The sequence below is a fragment of the Flavobacterium chungnamense genome (genome assembly GCF_039539165.1).
GTDB classification, from domain to species: Bacteria; Bacteroidota; Bacteroidia; order Flavobacteriales; family Flavobacteriaceae; genus Flavobacterium; species Flavobacterium chungnamense.
Window position 1 is genome coordinate 94,005 of record NZ_BAABCS010000021.1, and the last position, 15,796, is coordinate 109,800.

The following is a 15,796-nucleotide window of genomic DNA, read 5'->3' on the forward strand; positions in this document are numbered from 1 at the left end:
TTTATTACTTTGTATCGAAACAAATTTATTATAAAATAAGATAAGCTAGTCACTATAATTTCAAAAAGTTATGAAAAAAAGATTGGAAGCCGAATTAATCAGCATTGCACATCGAGTTTTGAAGCTAAAAAACAAATCGGAAATCGATCAATTGTATCATGAAACCCAAAAATTATACGAAGCATTAACGGTTTTGAAGTTTTATGGCGACAATTATGAACAAGTAAAATCGGATATTTCTAACGAAGATATCGAAGAAAAAATTGAAAGTTTTGTTGAAAATAAAACGGTTGTTTCAACCCCAAAAGTAGTTGTTGAAGAAATTGCTTCAGAAGTTGAAGAACAAAAGGAAGAAATTGTAGCCAAAGTTGAAGAAGTTGTTGAACAAGAAATTGTTACTGCATCTGAAGAAACAGAAGTTCAAGAAGAAGCCATTGAAGAAGAACCTGTTATTGTTGGCGAAATCACGCTTGAAGAAGAAGAGGAAATTGAAGAGGAAGAAGTTCCTGTTGGTGAAGCTAAAAGCGACTTAGATTTTGAACCTATTTTTGAATTAGCAGCAGAAACTCCAGTTGAAACTGAAGAAATTGAAGAACCAAAAGTAGAAGAACCTAAGAAAGAAACACAGCAAATTTCTTTTGAAGATTTATTAGGTCAAAATTATACTGAACCTGTTTTTGTAAAACCAAATGATGTAACGCTTCCAACTTCTAAAAAAGAGGTTTTTGAAAAATCGGATGATATTATTGTAGATAGATTTGAAGGAAAAACACCTTCGTTGAATGATAAACTTTCTAAAACCATCAATATTGGATTGAACGACAGAATGGGATTTGTAAAATTCCTTTTTGCTGACAGCAATGAAGATTACAATCGTGTTTTATCACAATTAAATACGTTCAGCACTTTTAGAGAGGCGAAAGATTTTATTGACGAAATCATCAAACCCGATTATAACAATTGGGTTGGCGCTGACGATTATGCTGATAGATTTATTGAATTGGTTGAGAAAAAGTTTTTATAAATGTCTAAACTTTATATAGTTCCAACGCCTATTGGCAATCTTGAAGACATGACTTTTAGAGCCATAAAAGTTTTAAAAGAAGCCGATTTAATTCTAGCTGAAGACACACGCACCAGTGGAAAACTAATGAAGCATTTCGAAATTTCCACACACATGCACAGTCATCACATGCACAACGAACACAAAACCGTTGACAATTTGATTGCTCGATTAAAAGGTGGTGAAACCATTGCTTTAATTTCTGATGCAGGAACACCAGCCATTTCTGATCCTGGTTTTTTATTGACGCGAGCTTGTGTTGAAAATAATATTGAAGTCGATTGTTTGCCAGGCGCAACTGCTTTTGTACCAGCATTAGTAAACAGTGGTTTGCCCAACGATAGATTTATATTTGAAGGATTTCTACCAGAAAAAAAAGGAAGACAAACAAGATATTTAGCTTTAGCAGAAGAAACGCGAACGATGATTTTCTACGTTTCGCCACACAAATTGGTAAAAACTTTAGCCGAATTTGTACAATATTTTGGAGCCGAACGCCAAGTTTCTATCTCAAGAGAATTATCAAAACTACACGAAGAAACCATTCGTGGAACAGCCGAAGAAGTTTTAAAACACTTTGAAGCAAAAGCTCCGAAAGGTGAGATTGTGGCTGTAGTTGGTGGGAAGAAATAGTGTTCAGTGTTCGGTTGTCAGTGTTCAGTTAATTATAAGTAAATGAAAAAAATTGTTTTATTACTTTTTATGATATCATTTTCATCTTGTGATAGAGCAATATCTGCATCTGTAACAAATCAAAAAAATGAACTTTGCAATCTAAAGATTTATTATAATGCCGATTCTGAAACAGTAAAAGATTATATAGTCCAGCACAAAAATTTCGAAAATTTTTCAAAATTTATCATAAAATATAACAATTTTAATTTCAAAAAAGATTTAATCAATGATTCAATTGAAAAATCAACATTAATTAAATTAAGTCCTAAAGATTCTTTTGTAATTTGGGGTGGCGTATTTCGGTTGAAAGATTTTAATGAAATTGAAAAAATAGAAATTATTAATTCGAACAATCAAATAACAGAAATAAAAGGCCTTGAAATAAGTACAAGTTTTGAGCTAAAAGAAGGTGGTAGATATCTTTATACAATTAAATAATATTGTAATATTTTAATTAATGTAATTTCTTTATGAAAAAATATTTCATTCTTTTCGTAATATCTATAATCCTATTTTCTTGTAAAAAAGAGGAGAAAGATGATAGTTATAACTATTTATATAACAAACTTGATCAATTGTCAAAAAGAGATCATAGTGCTGCAGTTGGAACATATCTAGAAAACTATTATAAAATTAAAAATGATGTTACTAAACAAAAAAGATTTGATAGCTTATATAAAATATCTGTTTCTGTAGATAGTAAATTAAAAAAATTAGATTTTTCTAATCATAAAAAAGTTTTAAAATTTAGAGATTCAGTTGCAGTTTTGTTTGGAGTTCCTTTAAAATTTATAAGAGAAGATGATAATAAAATTTTGAATGATAGTATTTTTAAAATAAAAATGGAACTAGAAATTTTAAATTTAAGAGAATATTTTCATTATACGAGAATTTACGATAGAAAAGCACCATTATAAAATGAATAATTAAATTATGCAAGACTTAATAAACCAAAAATCGTTTCAAGCAACCATCGTCTATATCGATGAAAAATATAATTTCACGCCAACCGCTTTTAAAAATGGAAATCAATTTAACAATGCAAACGAAAATAATGGTTCTTGCAAAATTTTCGCTTTCGCTAAAATAAATAATTTAGAAAAAGATGAAACTTTATCACTTTTTGGAAGTTATTATTTTGATGATGTTTTAAAAAATCCTGAGGGAAATGATCATCAAAATATCAGAAATTTTATGACATTTGGTTGGGATGGAATTTCATTTGATGGTGAAGCTTTGGAGTTGAAGTTCTAGTACACTGTAGATTAAAAGTTAAAAAAATATTTTTTATGCTTTTGTTTATGAAAACAATATAAAGTAGTTATCATTCATTACTTTTCTTTTCTGGAAATATGGATACATTTATGTTAACTTTCTTTGAATGTTTGACATATTCTATAAAATCTTTTATTTTCATTTCAGGAAAAATCTTTTTTAAGACGAAAGCCTTAATAATTAAAAATATTGAAGGCAAACCAATTATGATTATTAAGTACAAATATTCCATATTTCTGTTTTAAAAATTTATCTACAATTATATAACGAAAAGCATTAAATGTTTTGCAAAATATTTTAATGTTTTTTTAAATTAAATTACAATGTATTGATTTTCAGTATATAAAATTTTAAAATAAAAAATATTTTTTCATATATTTGCAAAACATTTACAAGCCAAAATCTAATATTAAAAATCTAATATCTAATATCCTATGCGTTGGACATTACAATCGAAGCCAGAAAAAGAACAAGTTCAGAAACTACAAAACGAACTTCTAGTCGATGAAATCATTGCGACTTTATTAGTACAAAGAGGTATTACAACCTACGACCAAGCCAAAACATTTTTCAGGCCAACTTTAGACGATTTGCATAATCCGTATCTGATGAAAGATATGGACAAAGCGGTTTCACGTATTGAAAAAGCTATTGCAAACGGAGAAAATATTCTAATTTTTGGAGATTATGACGTCGATGGAACAACTGCTGTTTCGTTGGTTTCCTCCTATTTAAAAAGTTATTATCCGAATATTGCAACTTACATTCCAGATCGTTACGACGAAGGTTACGGAATTTCCTATAAAGGAATTGACTACGCCGACGACAACGGAATTTCTTTAATAATTGCGCTAGATTGTGGTATAAAATCCATCGATCATGTCGCTTACGCAAACGAAAAAAACATCGATTTTATCATTTGCGATCACCATCGCCCTGGAAATGAATTGCCCAATGCTATTGCGGTTTTAGATCCAAAACGTGATGATTGTACTTATCCTTATGACGAACTTTGCGGTTGTGGCGTTGGTTTCAAACTCATTCAAGCATTAGCCGAAAACAGAAATCAATCTATTTTTGATTTAATTCCTTATTTAGATTTGGTAGCCACAGCTATTGCCGCAGATATTGTTCCGATTACAGGTGAAAATCGAGTTTTAGCCAAATTTGGTTTGGAAGTGATTAATTCAAATCCACGTCCAGGAATTAAGGCATTGGTTCAAAATGTGAAGAAAAAAGTATTGACCATAACGGATGTCGTTTTTATCATCGCTCCGAGAATTAACGCTGCAGGAAGAATCAAACACGGAAACGAAGCAGTTGCCTTATTAACCGAATTTGATTTGGAACAAGCCGAAATTTTTGCTTCCGAAATTGAGCAACACAATGCCGACCGAAAAGATTTAGACAAACAAATCACAGTTGAAGCGTTGGCTCAAATTGAAAACAATAACGAAAAAGAGAACTTTACAACAGTACTTTATCAAGAAAATTGGCACAAAGGCGTAATCGGAATCGTAGCTTCTAGATTAACCGAAACTTATTATCGACCAACTATTGTTTTTACAAAAAGTGGTTATAAACTAGCAGCTTCGGCGCGTTCGGTAAAAGATTTTGATGTTTACAATGCTTTAGAAGCTTGCGCAGAACATTTGGAACAATTTGGCGGACACATGTATGCAGCAGGAATGACTTTGAAAGAAGAGAATTACCAAAAATTCAAAGATGCTTTCGAAAAGGAAGTTCAAAAAACGATTCACCCTGATTTATTAATTCCTGAAATTTCTGTGGATTTGGAAATCAATTTTTCAGATATTAATCCGAAGTTGATTCGATTATTGAGTCAATTTGAACCCTTTGGACCCCAAAATATGACACCTGTTTTTATGACTAAAAATGTAAAAGACACGGGTTATGCAAAGCCATTAGGTAAAGACAATGAACATTTGAAGTTATTTGTAAAGCAAAATGGAAGTGAAGGTTTTGGCGCAATTGGTTTTGGATTAGGAAATAAACTTGAATCTACTAAAAATCAGAAACCATTTGATGCAGTCTATTGTATTGATGAAAATGAGTTTAATGGAAATGTAACCATTCAATTACGTTTGAAAGATTTGAAGAATTAATACTACAAATTGTAACGTGAATTTTGTCTATTTTTGTCTACAAAATAACCTCTACTTATTATGAAGCAGATTATCATTGTGCTTTTAGCAGCTATTGTATTGATTTTGGGCTATAATTTATATAGTGACTACCATCGTTTTCATTCTCCAGGAAGTGATTATGTTAGTAATCAAAAGATTGATTTGAATTATCATGATGAAACGATTTTGCAGAATTACCATCAAGCCATTGAAGATGTGAATGGTTTTGTTAGATTATCTTGGGTAAATAATGATGTTGATGTAAGAAATCCTGATGATGACGATGATGACACAAAAGCATTGGTAAACGAATACGCTAAAAAATTAGGTGTCGTTAAAATGTATGAAAAACGTTTGATTCAATCTGCCAAAATGAAAAGTGAAGGATTAAACGATAAAGATGTAATTGCCTTTGAAGAAAGTGGCTATAAAGCAAAAGATTACAACGAATTCATCAAAAGAAAATTCCTGATGGAAACTTTTAAAAGCAATCCGGAAAAGTATAGTTTGAAAGTAGGCGATTTCAGTTCTTTCGTGTATGAATTGCAAAAGATTTTGGTTAAAAAAGGTTACAATATTCCTGTTGATGGTCTTTTTAAACAAACAACTATTGAAGCATTAGGTGCATTTGAACAAAAAAATGGTTTGTTTCCTGATGGAAAACTAGATGCTGTAACTTTAGATTATTTACTTAGATAAGTATTCGAACTTTTTCAATTCAAAATTCTCTCCGTCAAAAACTCCGTAAGTAAAGTAGCCAATCCAATCACCTAAATTTACGTATTCCGAGTTTTCACCAATTTTTAAAGTCATTGGTAAATGTCTGTGACCAAAAATTAGGTAATTATAGTGCTTGGTTTCTAATTTTTTCTTAGCATATAAAATTAACCATTCGTTGTCTTCTCCAAGGTATTTTACATCTTCTGCTCCAGAAATTAATTTATTTTTTACAGAAAGATATTGTGCTAATTTCATTCCAATATCTGGATGAAGCCAACGGTACAACCATTTTGAAAACGGATGAACGAATACTTTTTTCATTCGTTTGTAACCTTTATCACCAGGTCCTTTTCCGTCGCCATGACCAATTAAAAACGTTTTATTGTTGAAAGTAAACTCTTTATTATCGTGATAAACCGGAATATTTAGTTCTTTTTGAAAATAATCATTCATCCACAAATCATGGTTTCCAACAAAAAAGTAAATAGGAATTCCACTATCACGAATTTCTGCTAACTTTCCTAGAACTCTTATAAATCCTTTTGGTACAACGGTTTTATATTCGAACCAAAAATCAAACAAATCACCAAGTAGAAAAATGGCTTCAGCGTCTTTTTTTACTTCATCTAACCAAGCTACAAACTTTTGTTCACGTGGAAAACTAGCTTCAGGCGTTGGAGCTCCAAAATGTTGATCGGATGCAAAATAGATTTTTTTGTTTGACATTTTGTAAAAGTAGTAAATTACATATTATCAGAAGCATACCATTCGGCAAACGAGCTTTCTGTTTCTTGTAATTTTAAAGAATGTAATTGAATATTATTTGGCAATCTGTCTTGAATTTTCTTAGCAAAATCAATCACCATATTTTCACTTGTAGGTTGATAATTTACTAAAATCACATGATGACCACGATTTTTTAGTTCTTCAGCTAATTCAACATGTGGTGTATTCTTGTTAAAAACTGTGGCGTGATCAAAAACATCAACTATTTCTTCGCGTACAATTTTTTTTAAATCAGAAAAATCAATTACCATTCCGAATTTTACATTATTCGAGTCGGATATTGGTGTTCCAATTACGGTTACAGAGAGTTTGTAACTGTGTCCGTGAACATTTTTACATTTTCCATCGTAGCCATAAAGCGCATGACCTGTTTCAAAAGAAAACTGTTTGGTAATTCTGATTTTACTCATCATTTAGATTTTAGAATGCAAATTTAAGGAATTTTACTCTAAGTCTTTTCTGTTTTTTGCACGATAATACATATAATAAGCAAGTCCTATTAGCACTACAAATGGCAAAACATAACCAATCCATACGCCAATTAAGTAACCATTATCTGGTGCATTCTTGATTTTATCATCAATATTGACTTGCTGAATTAAAGAAATAAATTTCATTTCAAATATTTTAAATTATTACACAAATTTACTGAAAAAAAAAGGTCGCCTTTCGAGCGACCTGTATAAATTTTATATTTATTTTCTTTATGGATTAATCTCAAACTGTTGATTTTCGTTAGGTAAAGCACCTCTCACATTGATGGCTTTATTATCAGCTCCATCCACTACAAAAGCAACAAAGCTTAAATTTGCTGCATTAGAAACACTTGCTGGAATTGGAAACGTAAAGTTTTTAGTAATGGTTTGTCCATTAGTTGTGTTTTCAGTAATAGCATCACCTAAAATATTAGTTCGACAATCTCTCAAAACATTATCATGTTCAAAATTTGAAATAACACTTCCTCCACCATAAAAACTTGTATAATTTACTTGATCGTAAATCAAATTATTTTCAAGAACATAAACTACTAATTTTAAATTAGTATAGTCTTTAGCAAATTTAATTTTAACATCAAGATTAATATTTCCGCCAGAAACTGTAGAGTTTAAAGCAAGTCCAAGTCCAACATTGTTAAGAGCTAAATTTTTTACTTGATTGATATTTGAATTTTCTGGATAACTCCAAGTTAACATTCTGTTTAATTTACCTGTTGGGTACCCTTGTAAATCGATTAGTGTTTTTAGTGGAGTAGCTCCAGCAAAATGATAAGGATCATAACCGCTACCAGATTGTTGGTGAATAGCCACAGGAACGACTTTTGTTGATTGCTCTAATACTTTCTCTATACCATAAGCAACTCTTGGGCAATATCCACACCATGCTCCTGTATAATCCTCAACTAAAACTCTTTTTTGAAATTGACCAGATATTGGTGTATTGTCTACAGCAGGTGGTTGATTAGATCCAGAGTCAGATGAATCATCTTTACTACAAGAAATAAAAAAACTTGCAGCTAAAAGAAAACTTAAAAATTTGAAATTCTTCATAATTAAAAAATGTTGGTTTGTTTAATAGTAATGCAAATAAATAAAAAAAAACACAAAACAATACATTAATTTTTATTTATTTGCACAACAAATTAAGAAAAAATGAGAAAACTACATTTACTACTTTTATTATTTGGCTTCTTAAGCTATTCCCAACAAAATGTTCCAAATATTAAGACCACAAGTATTGATGGTAAAACCGTTTCAATTCAAACAGATTTTTTAGAAAAAGATAAATTATATCTTTTTTCTTTTTGGGCAACTTGGTGTTCACCTTGTATTCAAGAATTAGATGCAATAAATGAGGTCTATGAAGATTGGAAAAAAAATCTAAATGTTGAATTAATTGCTGTTTCTACTGATGATTCTAGAACTCAAAAAAGAGTAAAGCCTTTGGTAAACGGAAAAGGTTGGAACTATACTATTTTATTAGACACTAATCAAGAGTTTAAAAGAAGTTTAGGTATTTCAAATATTCCTTATTTAATTGTAATTAAAAACGGTAAAATTGTCTTTACTGAGAATGGTCATACTCCAGGAAATGAAGATAAATTATTTGAAAAATTAAAAAGCTTATAGTCATGAAAAACTATTTATTAGTCGTATTTTCTTTATTTTTCTCTTCACTTCTTCAAGCACAAGAACAAGAAAAAGCACCAATTAAAGGTCTATTATCTGGTTCTTTTGAATCTACAGGTCAATGGTACTTAAACGATAAAGAAAGAAATTTAGAACAAGATTCTATACCATTACGTTCTAATAGTTATCTTTCATTAAATTATAACTATGGTAGTTTTACAGCTGGAGTTCAAGCAGAATCATACACTTCAGAAGCATTATTGAATTATAACCCTAAATTTACCAAAACCAATTTAGGAATTTATTTTTTAAATTATAAAACAAAAAAAATTGATGCTACCTTAGGTCACTTTTATGAGCAATTTGGTAGTGGATTATTATTGAGAAGTTTTGAAGATCGTTCTTTGGGAATAAATAATGCTCTTAGAGGTGGAAAAATTAATTTCAGGCCAAATGATAATATTTCACTAACTGCATTGTATGGAAAACAAAGAAGTGGTTTTGATGTTAGTAAAGGAAGTGTTTTTGGATTTGATTCTAATATTAATGTCAGCTCATTGTTAAAAAAAACTAACTATGAGTTATCTTTTGGCTTAAGTTATGTTGGAAGATATGAAGAAAGTTATTTTGCAAAACCAAATTTCTCAGAATTAACTAATGCTTACTCTGGTAGAATAAATTTCAGCAAAAGTAATTTTTACATTAATGGAGAATACAACATTAAATCAAAAGATGCCTTATTAATCGTTGCAACTAATAAAATCACTAATGACATAATAAAGCCAGGCTCAGCTGCTTTAATAAATTTTGGTTACTCCAAAAAAGGACTAGGCTTTGACACCACTTTAAGAAGATTAGAAAACATGACTTTTCTGTCGGAAAGAGAACCTCAATTTATTGGAATTGAAAGAACTAGTTTGTTTTTTAACGACAGAATAATGAATTTTTTACCTAGTTTAACAAAACAAAATCACTCCAACCTATCAAATATTTATGTATACCAAGCACAAGGAGGTGTTAATATCGATCCAACTAATGGTATTGCAAAAGCAGGAGAAATTGGAGGCCAAGTTGATTTTTTCTATGATTTGAAAAAAGGGTCTTTATTAGGAGGAAAATATGGTACTAAAATCGCTTTGAACTTTTCAAACTGGTATAATTTAGGTGGTACATATACTTTTGAAGATCAATTTGGAAACTACGCACCAAATTACAAAACAGATTTTTTATCATCCAAACAAAAATATTACTCTGATTATAATATCGAAATTTCTAAAAAGTTTAGTTCTAAAGTCAATGGAAGTTTGTCTTATATAAATCAATATTATAATAATAGATACATTACTGGAGCAGCAAACTTATTAATCAAGACTAATATCATAGCAGCAGAATCAACAGTTAAATTTGGTAAATCTAAATCTATAACTTTTGGTTTAGAACATATGTGGGCTGATACTGATAGAAAAAATTGGTTTTCTTCATCAATAGAATACAATCACAATGCTAATTGGTCTGTGTACTTAAATGATATGTACAATTATGGATATGATATAAATGAAGAACAGATTTCTAGAGGTGTTGATGCTTTTAAGATTCATTTTTATAATCTTGGTGGCTCATATAAAAAAGGGAGCTCAAGAATTGCTTTAAACTACGGCCGTCAAAGAGGAGGCTTAGTATGTGCTGGAGGTGTATGTAGATTTGTGCCACAAAGTACAGGAGTTACTTTATCTTTGTCAACTTCATTTTAATTTTTGGGGGATTAGCTCATTTGGCTAGAGCGCTTGCCTGGCAGGCAAGAGGTAATCGGTTCGACTCCGATATTCTCCACTTTTAAAAATAAAGAATGCCTTGATATCAAGGCATTCTTTATTTTATTTTCCATTTTTTAAATCTTCTGCAACTTTTTCTAGTTCTTGATACCAATCTTCGCCAAATTTTCTAATCAAAGCTTCTTTTACAAATTTATATATTGGTACTTGTAGTTCTTTTCCAAGTGAGCAAGCATCATCACAAATATCCCAACGATCATAATTTACAGCAGCAAATTCGGTGAAATCTTTTACACGAATTGGATATAAATGACAAGAAACTGGTTTTTTCCAAGAAATAATTCCCTGATTGTAAGCTTGTTCAATTCCACACAAAGCAGTTTTTCCGTCAAAAATTACGTAAGCGCAATCTTTATTATCTATTAAAGGTGTTTCTAAATCTTGTTCAGTACCTTTTACCCAAGTTCCTAATTTTTCGATGGCTGCAATTCCTTCTTTGCGTAAAAATGGTTTTACTTTTGGATAAATTTCTTCCAATATTTTAGTTTCTTCTTCGCTCAACGGCGCACCAGCATCTCCATCAACACAACAAGCACCATGACACGCTGAAAGATTACAAACAAAATCCTTTTCTAAAATATCTTCCGAAACTATCGTTTTTCCTAACTGAAACATATGTCAAATATTTGATATTAAATTTTAGATATTAGATGTTTTCTCTTATCTGAAATTTTGGGCAAAGGTACAAATGATTTTATGGTTTTGATAAATATCCTAAAATTAACGTAACGTTTTGATTTTAAGAATTTGGAAAGGAGTAGTTTTGCACTTTCTAAAGGGAGAAATTATGTTTGGATTAGATTTTAAAGAAATTATTACCATTGGAATGGTGCTTTTTGCAGTAATTGATATTGTAGGAACAATTCCGATTATTGTAGAATTACGTCAAAAATTTGGTCATATTGAATCCGAAAAAGCTTCGATTGTTGCTGGAGTTATTATGATTGTTTTCCTTTTTGTTGGAGAAGAATTATTAAAATTAATTGGAATTGACGTCCACTCTTTTGCCGTTGCAGGTTCGTTTGTATTGTTCTTTTTAGCATTAGAAATGATTCTCGGAATTCGTATTTACAAAGAAGAAGCTAATTCATCAGCATCTATTGTTCCTTTAGCATTTCCATTAATTGCAGGAGCAGGTACAATGACTACATTACTTTCATTACGTTCGCAATTCGCAACGATAAATATCATAATTGCAATAGTATTAAACATCATTTTGGTTTACGCTGTTTTAAAATCTTCAGCTAAAATTGAAAAATTATTAGGCAAAAATGGACTTGGTGTTATTAGGAAAACCTTTGGTGTAGTGCTTCTAGCAATTGCTGTTAAATTATTTGCAGCTAATGTTAAAGGATTATTCATTTAATCTGATTTTTACTATTTTTGTATCAAATATTTATCAATGAAAATTTTTACTACTATATTGATTTTGGTTGCAGTTGGATTAATCGCTTTCAACATTACTTTGCTTGATTTTCAAAATCCATTTGAAGGTGATAGTTTGATTGCTTTAGTTGGAATTGCTGCTGCTTTTTGCGCTGTATTAATTTTACTTATCTTCAAAATGTCTAAAAAAATTGAAGAAAAATTAAAAAATCAATAAATTCATGTTTGATGTTTTAATAATTGGCGGTGGCGTTTCTGGAGTTTCTTGTGCACTAGTATTAGGTTCGGCTTACAAAAAAGCCTTTGCTCAAGATAAAAAAATCGGGATTATTACTCATCAAAAAACCTCTTCTTTACAAGAAGCCTTATTCAATAACGCTTACGGAATTCCCGCTGGAAAATTAGGCTCTGAACTTTTAACTGAAAGTTTGGAACAACTTCAAGATTTATATCCTCATGTTACGCAAATTGAAGGCGAAAAAGTTTTAAAAATTGAAGGTGAATATCCAAATTTCAATGTGATTACAAACAAAAAATCGTATCAAACTAAAAATATTGTTGTTGGAATTGGTTCTGCAAATACGTTTGCAATTGAAGGTTTAATGCACTTTGTAGAACCTCACAAAAAAACAATTGCTGAAAAACAACGCATCCAATTAAAAAACGATGACCACAAAGTTACTGAAGGAATTTATGTAGCCGGAACTCTTGCCGGACACAGAAGCCAATTAGCAATCGCTGCCGGAAGTGGCGCTTCAGTAGCAACCGATATTCTAACGTTATGGAATGATGGGATTTCGAGTCAAGCGCATGATTCTATAAGGAAGTAGTATTTTCCTTTTAATGTGAAAAATTAATTTTTACCATTCAAAACCGTTTTCACCATTTTATCTTCTTTCAAAATAATTTGATAATATTGATTTTCTCCAAACAATTGACGAGCAAATTCTGCAGTGATGTAACGATTAACTAATGCTCTACTTTTGTTCAAACTAATGTCTAAACCAGCTTTAGAAAGGTATTTTTCAAACAAACTAATGTAGGTTTCATTGTTTAGCATTTTAGCTTGAAACTTTTGAAAATCATCACCTTTGAAAGCATTTCTGTTTTGATCTAACTGTTCAAAAACAAAATGTCCAACAATTCCTGTTTGAAGTATGTATTCTAAACTTTCCTGTCCGTGTTCTACTTCTAGAGGTACGAAAATATCTGGAACAATTCCGCCACCGCCATAAACTGTTCTTCCTTTTTTGGTTTTGAATTTTAAGGAATCCGCAATTTTTATTTTACCTTTTTCATATAATTCGCCACTTTCAAAACGCGTTTGAGATTCTTTGTAATATTCCTCTGTATGACCTTTTACATAAGGCTTTTGAATGCTTCTTCCGCTTGGTGTGTAATATCTAGCAATGGTCAATCTCACTGCTGAACCGTCATCAAAACCCATTTCGCGTTGCACCAATCCTTTTCCAAAAGAACGTCTTCCGTAAACTAAACCTCTATCGTTGTCTTGAATGGCACCTGCTAGAATTTCACTTGCTGAAGCTGAATTTTCATCTATTAAAACAGCTACTTTCCCAGTTTCAAAATTGCCTTCTTCGGTAGCAAAAGTTTTGTCGATACTTCCTTTTTTGTTTTTAGTGAAAACTATTAATTCTTTATCTTTTAATAATTCGTCGGCTATTTCAACTGCCATTTCCATAAATCCACCACCGTTTTCACGCAAATCTATTACAAGTGAATTGATGCCGCTTTTCTTTAATTTTAATAATGCTGTATGAAATTCATCGGCTGTAGTTTCAGCAAAACGATTGATTTTTATATAACCTGTTGTTTTATTTAATAGAATTGCAATGTCTACACTTTTTATTGGAATAACATCACGTATAACTTTAATCTTCAGATTTTTATTTTCCGATTTTCTGTAAACTGTCAAGGTAACTTCCGATTCTTTTTCGCCTTTTAATTTGCTATAAAGCACTTCGTTTTTTAGTTTTTTACCAAAAAGTTTGAAATTATTAGCATACAAAATTCTATCTCCTGACTTGATTCCAGCTTTTTCTGCAGGACCATTTTCTATTGGTTTTATTACAGCAATGGTATCGTTATAATTATAGAAATTTACTCCAATTCCCACGAAATCTCCTTTCATATTCTCAGCAACAGCAGTTTGCTCACTTGGCGGAACATAAACCGAATGTGGATCAAGATTAGCTAAAATATTATTGACTGTTAAATCTACAATGGAATCGGTTTTTACATCATCAACATACTCATTATCAATGAAATTGATTAATTTATTGAGTTTTGTTTTGTAATCATTTTTAGATAAAGAAGGTTTTGCCACAGGATAATTAATCAAACCCCCAATGACAATGCCTAGCGCCACGCACGAGAAAAAAAGTATTGGTATGTAGATTTTATTAATTTTCATTAAAAACAATTAATTAGCTTGTCAAAATTACAAAGGTTTATAGTATAGGAACGTTAAACATATCCTATTATTTCCTAAAACTTAATGAGACCTACTCTAATTCTTCAATTTGAGAAACTTCAATACCTGCTTTTACAAGGAAATCAATTCCTGATGTATCGCGATAACCATTTTGATAAACCACTCGTTTGATTCCTGATTGGTGAATTAGTTTACTACATTCCTTGCAAGGAGAAAGCGTAATATATAAAGTAGCGTTATCGCAAGATTGTGTAGAACGTGCCACTTTTAAAATAGCATTTGCCTCAGCATGAAGCACATACCATTGTGTTAATCCTTCGTCATCTTCGCAGCAATTTTCAAATCCTGATGGTGTTCCGTTGTATCCATCGGAAATTATCATTCGGTCTCTAACTATTATTGCGCCTACTTGCTTGCGTTTGCAATAAGAAAGTTTGCTCCATTCTGAAGCGATTCTTAAATAAGCTTTATCGTATTTATTTTGTTTCTTGTCTTTCATGTTTATGCTGAACTTGTTTCAGTATCTTTTTATTATTTATCGAAGGCACAAAGTTTTTTTTATTAAATTCTGAGCTCTATTTAGATGGTATATAATTTAGCCCTGATTTTATTTCGTCTTTTGAGACTAGAGGAAAGCAGGAATTACAATTACAAATATAGCTACTGATTCGCGCCAAATCAAACTTTATCTTTTCCAAATTGGACTTTCAATGATTAACGGAATTACAACGCCTATAACGAATGCTGACATGGTTAATGTAAAATCGCGTTTACTGAATCGGAATAGGGTCTGAACGATGAATGATAAAATTAAAACTACTAATACTACAATGATTTGCGCGAATTCAATTCCAGTTGCGAATTCAAGTAATGGCCATAATTTGTCGGTTGGTTTTCCGGGAAGAATTTCTTTAAAATAGTTAGAAAATCCTAATCCGTGAATGATTCCAAAGAATATAGTTATTGCTCCAATGAAGGTTATACTTTCTTGTTTGGAGGATTTTCCAACGGTAAAAAGGTTGAAAAATGCTGTTATTAGAATTGTTATTGGTATCAGAAATTCTACAATATTGGCTTGTACTGTTATAATATTAAAAACGGAAAGCATCAATGCCAGTGTGTGCCCAATAGTAAAAATAGTTACCATCAAGAGTATTCTTTTCCAATCTTTGAAAGCATAAGGAACGGTTAGAGCTATTAGAAATAAAACGTGATCGTAGCCATTGATATCTAAAACATGGTTGAGACCAATTTTGAAATAAATCCAAAAATCTGACATAGGTTGTGTTTTTAGCAACTTTTAGGAATGTAAACTTACAATTTATTTTGAA

20 protein-coding genes and 1 tRNA gene are annotated in these 15,796 nt (G+C 30.8%); 13 read left to right on the forward strand and 8 right to left on the reverse strand.

From position 1 onward, the window contains the following. The first annotated feature begins 70 nt into the window (after window positions 1–70). From ABD771_RS12575 to ABD771_RS12605, 7 genes are all read left to right on the forward strand, one after another. On the forward strand, window positions 71–1,024 hold the full coding sequence (locus tag ABD771_RS12575) for a hypothetical protein (protein ID WP_345095094.1): 954 nt from the start codon (window positions 71–73) through the stop codon (window positions 1,022–1,024). Then, entirely contained in the window at window positions 1,025–1,696 is a 672-nt protein-coding gene (gene rsmI, locus ABD771_RS12580; RefSeq protein WP_345095096.1) for a 16S rRNA (cytidine(1402)-2'-O)-methyltransferase, read from the forward strand. 42 nt (window positions 1,697–1,738) lie between these two features. Beyond that, on the forward strand, window positions 1,739–2,176 hold the full coding sequence (locus ABD771_RS12585; protein ID WP_345095098.1) for a hypothetical protein: 438 nt from the start codon (window positions 1,739–1,741) through the stop codon (window positions 2,174–2,176). 32 nt (window positions 2,177–2,208) lie between these two features. Continuing rightward, a complete protein-coding gene (locus ABD771_RS12590; RefSeq protein WP_345095100.1) occupies window positions 2,209–2,655 on the forward strand; it encodes a hypothetical protein in 447 nt (148 codons plus the stop codon). Between the two features lie 16 nt (window positions 2,656–2,671). Continuing rightward, complete coding sequence (locus ABD771_RS12595) at window positions 2,672–2,992, forward strand: HopJ type III effector protein (RefSeq protein WP_345095103.1); 321 nt, start codon at window positions 2,672–2,674, stop codon at window positions 2,990–2,992. 455 nt (window positions 2,993–3,447) lie between these two features. Next, on the forward strand, window positions 3,448–5,139 hold the full coding sequence (gene recJ, locus ABD771_RS12600) for a single-stranded-DNA-specific exonuclease RecJ (RefSeq protein WP_345095106.1): 1,692 nt from the start codon (window positions 3,448–3,450) through the stop codon (window positions 5,137–5,139). 60 nt (window positions 5,140–5,199) lie between these two features. Further along, window positions 5,200–5,859, forward strand: a complete 660-nt coding sequence (locus ABD771_RS12605) for a peptidoglycan-binding domain-containing protein (protein ID WP_345095109.1) — start codon at window positions 5,200–5,202, stop codon at window positions 5,857–5,859. Here ABD771_RS12605 and ABD771_RS12610 read toward each other — a convergent pair. The 4 genes from ABD771_RS12610 to ABD771_RS12625 form a co-directional block, all read right to left on the reverse strand. Continuing rightward, the gene (locus tag ABD771_RS12610; RefSeq protein WP_345095111.1) at window positions 5,848–6,606 is read right to left on the reverse strand and encodes a UDP-2,3-diacylglucosamine diphosphatase; all 759 of its coding nucleotides are present in this window, start codon (window positions 6,604–6,606) and stop codon (window positions 5,848–5,850) included. The genes ABD771_RS12605 and ABD771_RS12610 overlap by 12 nt on opposite strands. Window positions 6,607–6,623: 17 nt before the next feature. Beyond that, entirely contained in the window at window positions 6,624–7,076 is a 453-nt protein-coding gene (locus ABD771_RS12615) for a 6-pyruvoyl trahydropterin synthase family protein (RefSeq protein WP_298308923.1), read from the reverse strand. Window positions 7,077–7,109: 33 nt separating this feature from the next. Then, entirely contained in the window at window positions 7,110–7,283 is a 174-nt protein-coding gene (locus tag ABD771_RS12620) for a hypothetical protein (RefSeq protein WP_345095114.1), read from the reverse strand. An 87-nt stretch (window positions 7,284–7,370) separates the two neighbouring features. Beyond that, window positions 7,371–8,213 (reverse strand): Omp28-related outer membrane protein, encoded by an 843-nt coding sequence (locus tag ABD771_RS12625; RefSeq protein WP_345095116.1) that lies wholly within the window; start codon window positions 8,211–8,213, stop codon window positions 7,371–7,373. Between the two features lie 102 nt (window positions 8,214–8,315). On the opposite strand from ABD771_RS12625, the gene ABD771_RS12630 reads away from it, so the two are divergent. The 3 genes from ABD771_RS12630 (at window position 8,316) to ABD771_RS12640 (ending at window position 10,622) form a co-directional block, all read left to right on the forward strand. After that, the gene (locus tag ABD771_RS12630) at window positions 8,316–8,792 is read left to right on the forward strand and encodes a TlpA family protein disulfide reductase (RefSeq protein WP_345095119.1); all 477 of its coding nucleotides are present in this window, start codon (window positions 8,316–8,318) and stop codon (window positions 8,790–8,792) included. Window positions 8,793–8,794: 2 nt separating this feature from the next. Continuing rightward, window positions 8,795–10,543, forward strand: coding sequence for a DUF6029 family protein (locus ABD771_RS12635; RefSeq protein WP_345095121.1), 1,749 nt, complete (start codon window positions 8,795–8,797; stop codon window positions 10,541–10,543). Window positions 10,544–10,548: 5 nt separating this feature from the next. Beyond that, window positions 10,549–10,622: transfer RNA gene (locus tag ABD771_RS12640), tRNA-Ala, on the forward strand. Window positions 10,623–10,666: 44 nt separating this feature from the next. Here ABD771_RS12640 and ABD771_RS12645 read toward each other — a convergent pair. Then, window positions 10,667–11,239: a DUF3109 family protein gene (locus tag ABD771_RS12645; protein ID WP_345095124.1), complete on the reverse strand. Its 573-nt coding sequence runs from the start codon at window positions 11,237–11,239 to the stop codon at window positions 10,667–10,669. A gap of 172 nt (window positions 11,240–11,411) precedes the next feature. On the opposite strand from ABD771_RS12645, the gene ABD771_RS12650 reads away from it, so the two are divergent. The 3 genes from ABD771_RS12650 to ABD771_RS12660 are packed head-to-tail and all read left to right on the forward strand — an operon-like array spanning window position 11,412 to window position 12,840. Then, complete coding sequence (locus ABD771_RS12650; protein ID WP_345095125.1) at window positions 11,412–11,990, forward strand: MarC family protein; 579 nt, start codon at window positions 11,412–11,414, stop codon at window positions 11,988–11,990. A 36-nt stretch (window positions 11,991–12,026) separates the two neighbouring features. Next, entirely contained in the window at window positions 12,027–12,227 is a 201-nt protein-coding gene (locus ABD771_RS12655) for a hypothetical protein (protein WP_345095127.1), read from the forward strand. A 4-nt stretch (window positions 12,228–12,231) separates the two neighbouring features. Continuing rightward, on the forward strand, window positions 12,232–12,840 hold the full coding sequence (locus tag ABD771_RS12660; protein WP_345095129.1) for an FAD-dependent oxidoreductase: 609 nt from the start codon (window positions 12,232–12,234) through the stop codon (window positions 12,838–12,840). A 23-nt stretch (window positions 12,841–12,863) separates the two neighbouring features. Here ABD771_RS12660 and ABD771_RS12665 read toward each other — a convergent pair whose 3' ends face one another. From ABD771_RS12665 to ABD771_RS12675, 3 genes are all read right to left on the reverse strand, one after another. Beyond that, complete coding sequence (locus ABD771_RS12665) at window positions 12,864–14,444, reverse strand: S41 family peptidase (protein ID WP_345095131.1); 1,581 nt, start codon at window positions 14,442–14,444, stop codon at window positions 12,864–12,866. Window positions 14,445–14,535: 91 nt separating this feature from the next. Beyond that, a complete protein-coding gene (locus ABD771_RS12670; RefSeq protein WP_345095133.1) occupies window positions 14,536–14,964 on the reverse strand; it encodes a deoxycytidylate deaminase in 429 nt (142 codons plus the stop codon). A gap of 186 nt (window positions 14,965–15,150) precedes the next feature. Further along, window positions 15,151–15,744, reverse strand: a complete 594-nt coding sequence (locus ABD771_RS12675; RefSeq protein ID WP_345095135.1) for a HupE/UreJ family protein — start codon at window positions 15,742–15,744, stop codon at window positions 15,151–15,153. Window positions 15,745–15,796 lie beyond the last annotated feature (52 nt).

Excerpts from the sequence above, each read along its gene's own strand:
- ABD771_RS12645 (WP_345095124.1), bottom strand. The coding sequence starts at position 11,239 with ATGTTTCAGTTAGGAAAAACGATAGTTTCGGAAGATATTTTAGAAAAG.
- recJ (WP_345095106.1), top strand. The coding sequence starts at position 3,448 with ATGCGTTGGACATTACAATCGAAGCCAGAAAAAGAACAAGTTCAGAAA.
- ABD771_RS12620 (WP_345095114.1), bottom strand. The coding sequence starts at position 7,283 with ATGAAATTTATTTCTTTAATTCAGCAAGTCAATATTGATGATAAAATC.
- ABD771_RS12630 (WP_345095119.1), top strand. The coding sequence starts at position 8,316 with ATGAGAAAACTACATTTACTACTTTTATTATTTGGCTTCTTAAGCTAT.
- ABD771_RS12605 (WP_345095109.1), top strand. The coding sequence starts at position 5,200 with ATGAAGCAGATTATCATTGTGCTTTTAGCAGCTATTGTATTGATTTTG.
- ABD771_RS12585 (WP_345095098.1), top strand. The coding sequence starts at position 1,739 with ATGAAAAAAATTGTTTTATTACTTTTTATGATATCATTTTCATCTTGT.
- ABD771_RS12635 (WP_345095121.1), top strand. The coding sequence starts at position 8,795 with ATGAAAAACTATTTATTAGTCGTATTTTCTTTATTTTTCTCTTCACTT.
- ABD771_RS12595 (WP_345095103.1), top strand. The coding sequence starts at position 2,672 with ATGCAAGACTTAATAAACCAAAAATCGTTTCAAGCAACCATCGTCTAT.
- ABD771_RS12660 (WP_345095129.1), top strand. The coding sequence starts at position 12,232 with ATGTTTGATGTTTTAATAATTGGCGGTGGCGTTTCTGGAGTTTCTTGT.
- ABD771_RS12575 (WP_345095094.1), top strand. The coding sequence starts at position 71 with ATGAAAAAAAGATTGGAAGCCGAATTAATCAGCATTGCACATCGAGTT.
- ABD771_RS12655 (WP_345095127.1), top strand. The coding sequence starts at position 12,027 with ATGAAAATTTTTACTACTATATTGATTTTGGTTGCAGTTGGATTAATC.
- ABD771_RS12610 (WP_345095111.1), bottom strand. The coding sequence starts at position 6,606 with ATGTCAAACAAAAAAATCTATTTTGCATCCGATCAACATTTTGGAGCT.
- ABD771_RS12650 (WP_345095125.1), top strand. The coding sequence starts at position 11,412 with ATGTTTGGATTAGATTTTAAAGAAATTATTACCATTGGAATGGTGCTT.
- ABD771_RS12625 (WP_345095116.1), bottom strand. The coding sequence starts at position 8,213 with ATGAAGAATTTCAAATTTTTAAGTTTTCTTTTAGCTGCAAGTTTTTTT.
- ABD771_RS12665 (WP_345095131.1), bottom strand. The coding sequence starts at position 14,444 with ATGAAAATTAATAAAATCTACATACCAATACTTTTTTTCTCGTGCGTG.
- ABD771_RS12675 (WP_345095135.1), bottom strand. The coding sequence starts at position 15,744 with ATGTCAGATTTTTGGATTTATTTCAAAATTGGTCTCAACCATGTTTTA.
- ABD771_RS12670 (WP_345095133.1), bottom strand. The coding sequence starts at position 14,964 with ATGAAAGACAAGAAACAAAATAAATACGATAAAGCTTATTTAAGAATC.
- ABD771_RS12615 (WP_298308923.1), bottom strand. The coding sequence starts at position 7,076 with ATGAGTAAAATCAGAATTACCAAACAGTTTTCTTTTGAAACAGGTCAT.
- rsmI (WP_345095096.1), top strand. The coding sequence starts at position 1,025 with ATGTCTAAACTTTATATAGTTCCAACGCCTATTGGCAATCTTGAAGAC.
- ABD771_RS12590 (WP_345095100.1), top strand. The coding sequence starts at position 2,209 with ATGAAAAAATATTTCATTCTTTTCGTAATATCTATAATCCTATTTTCT.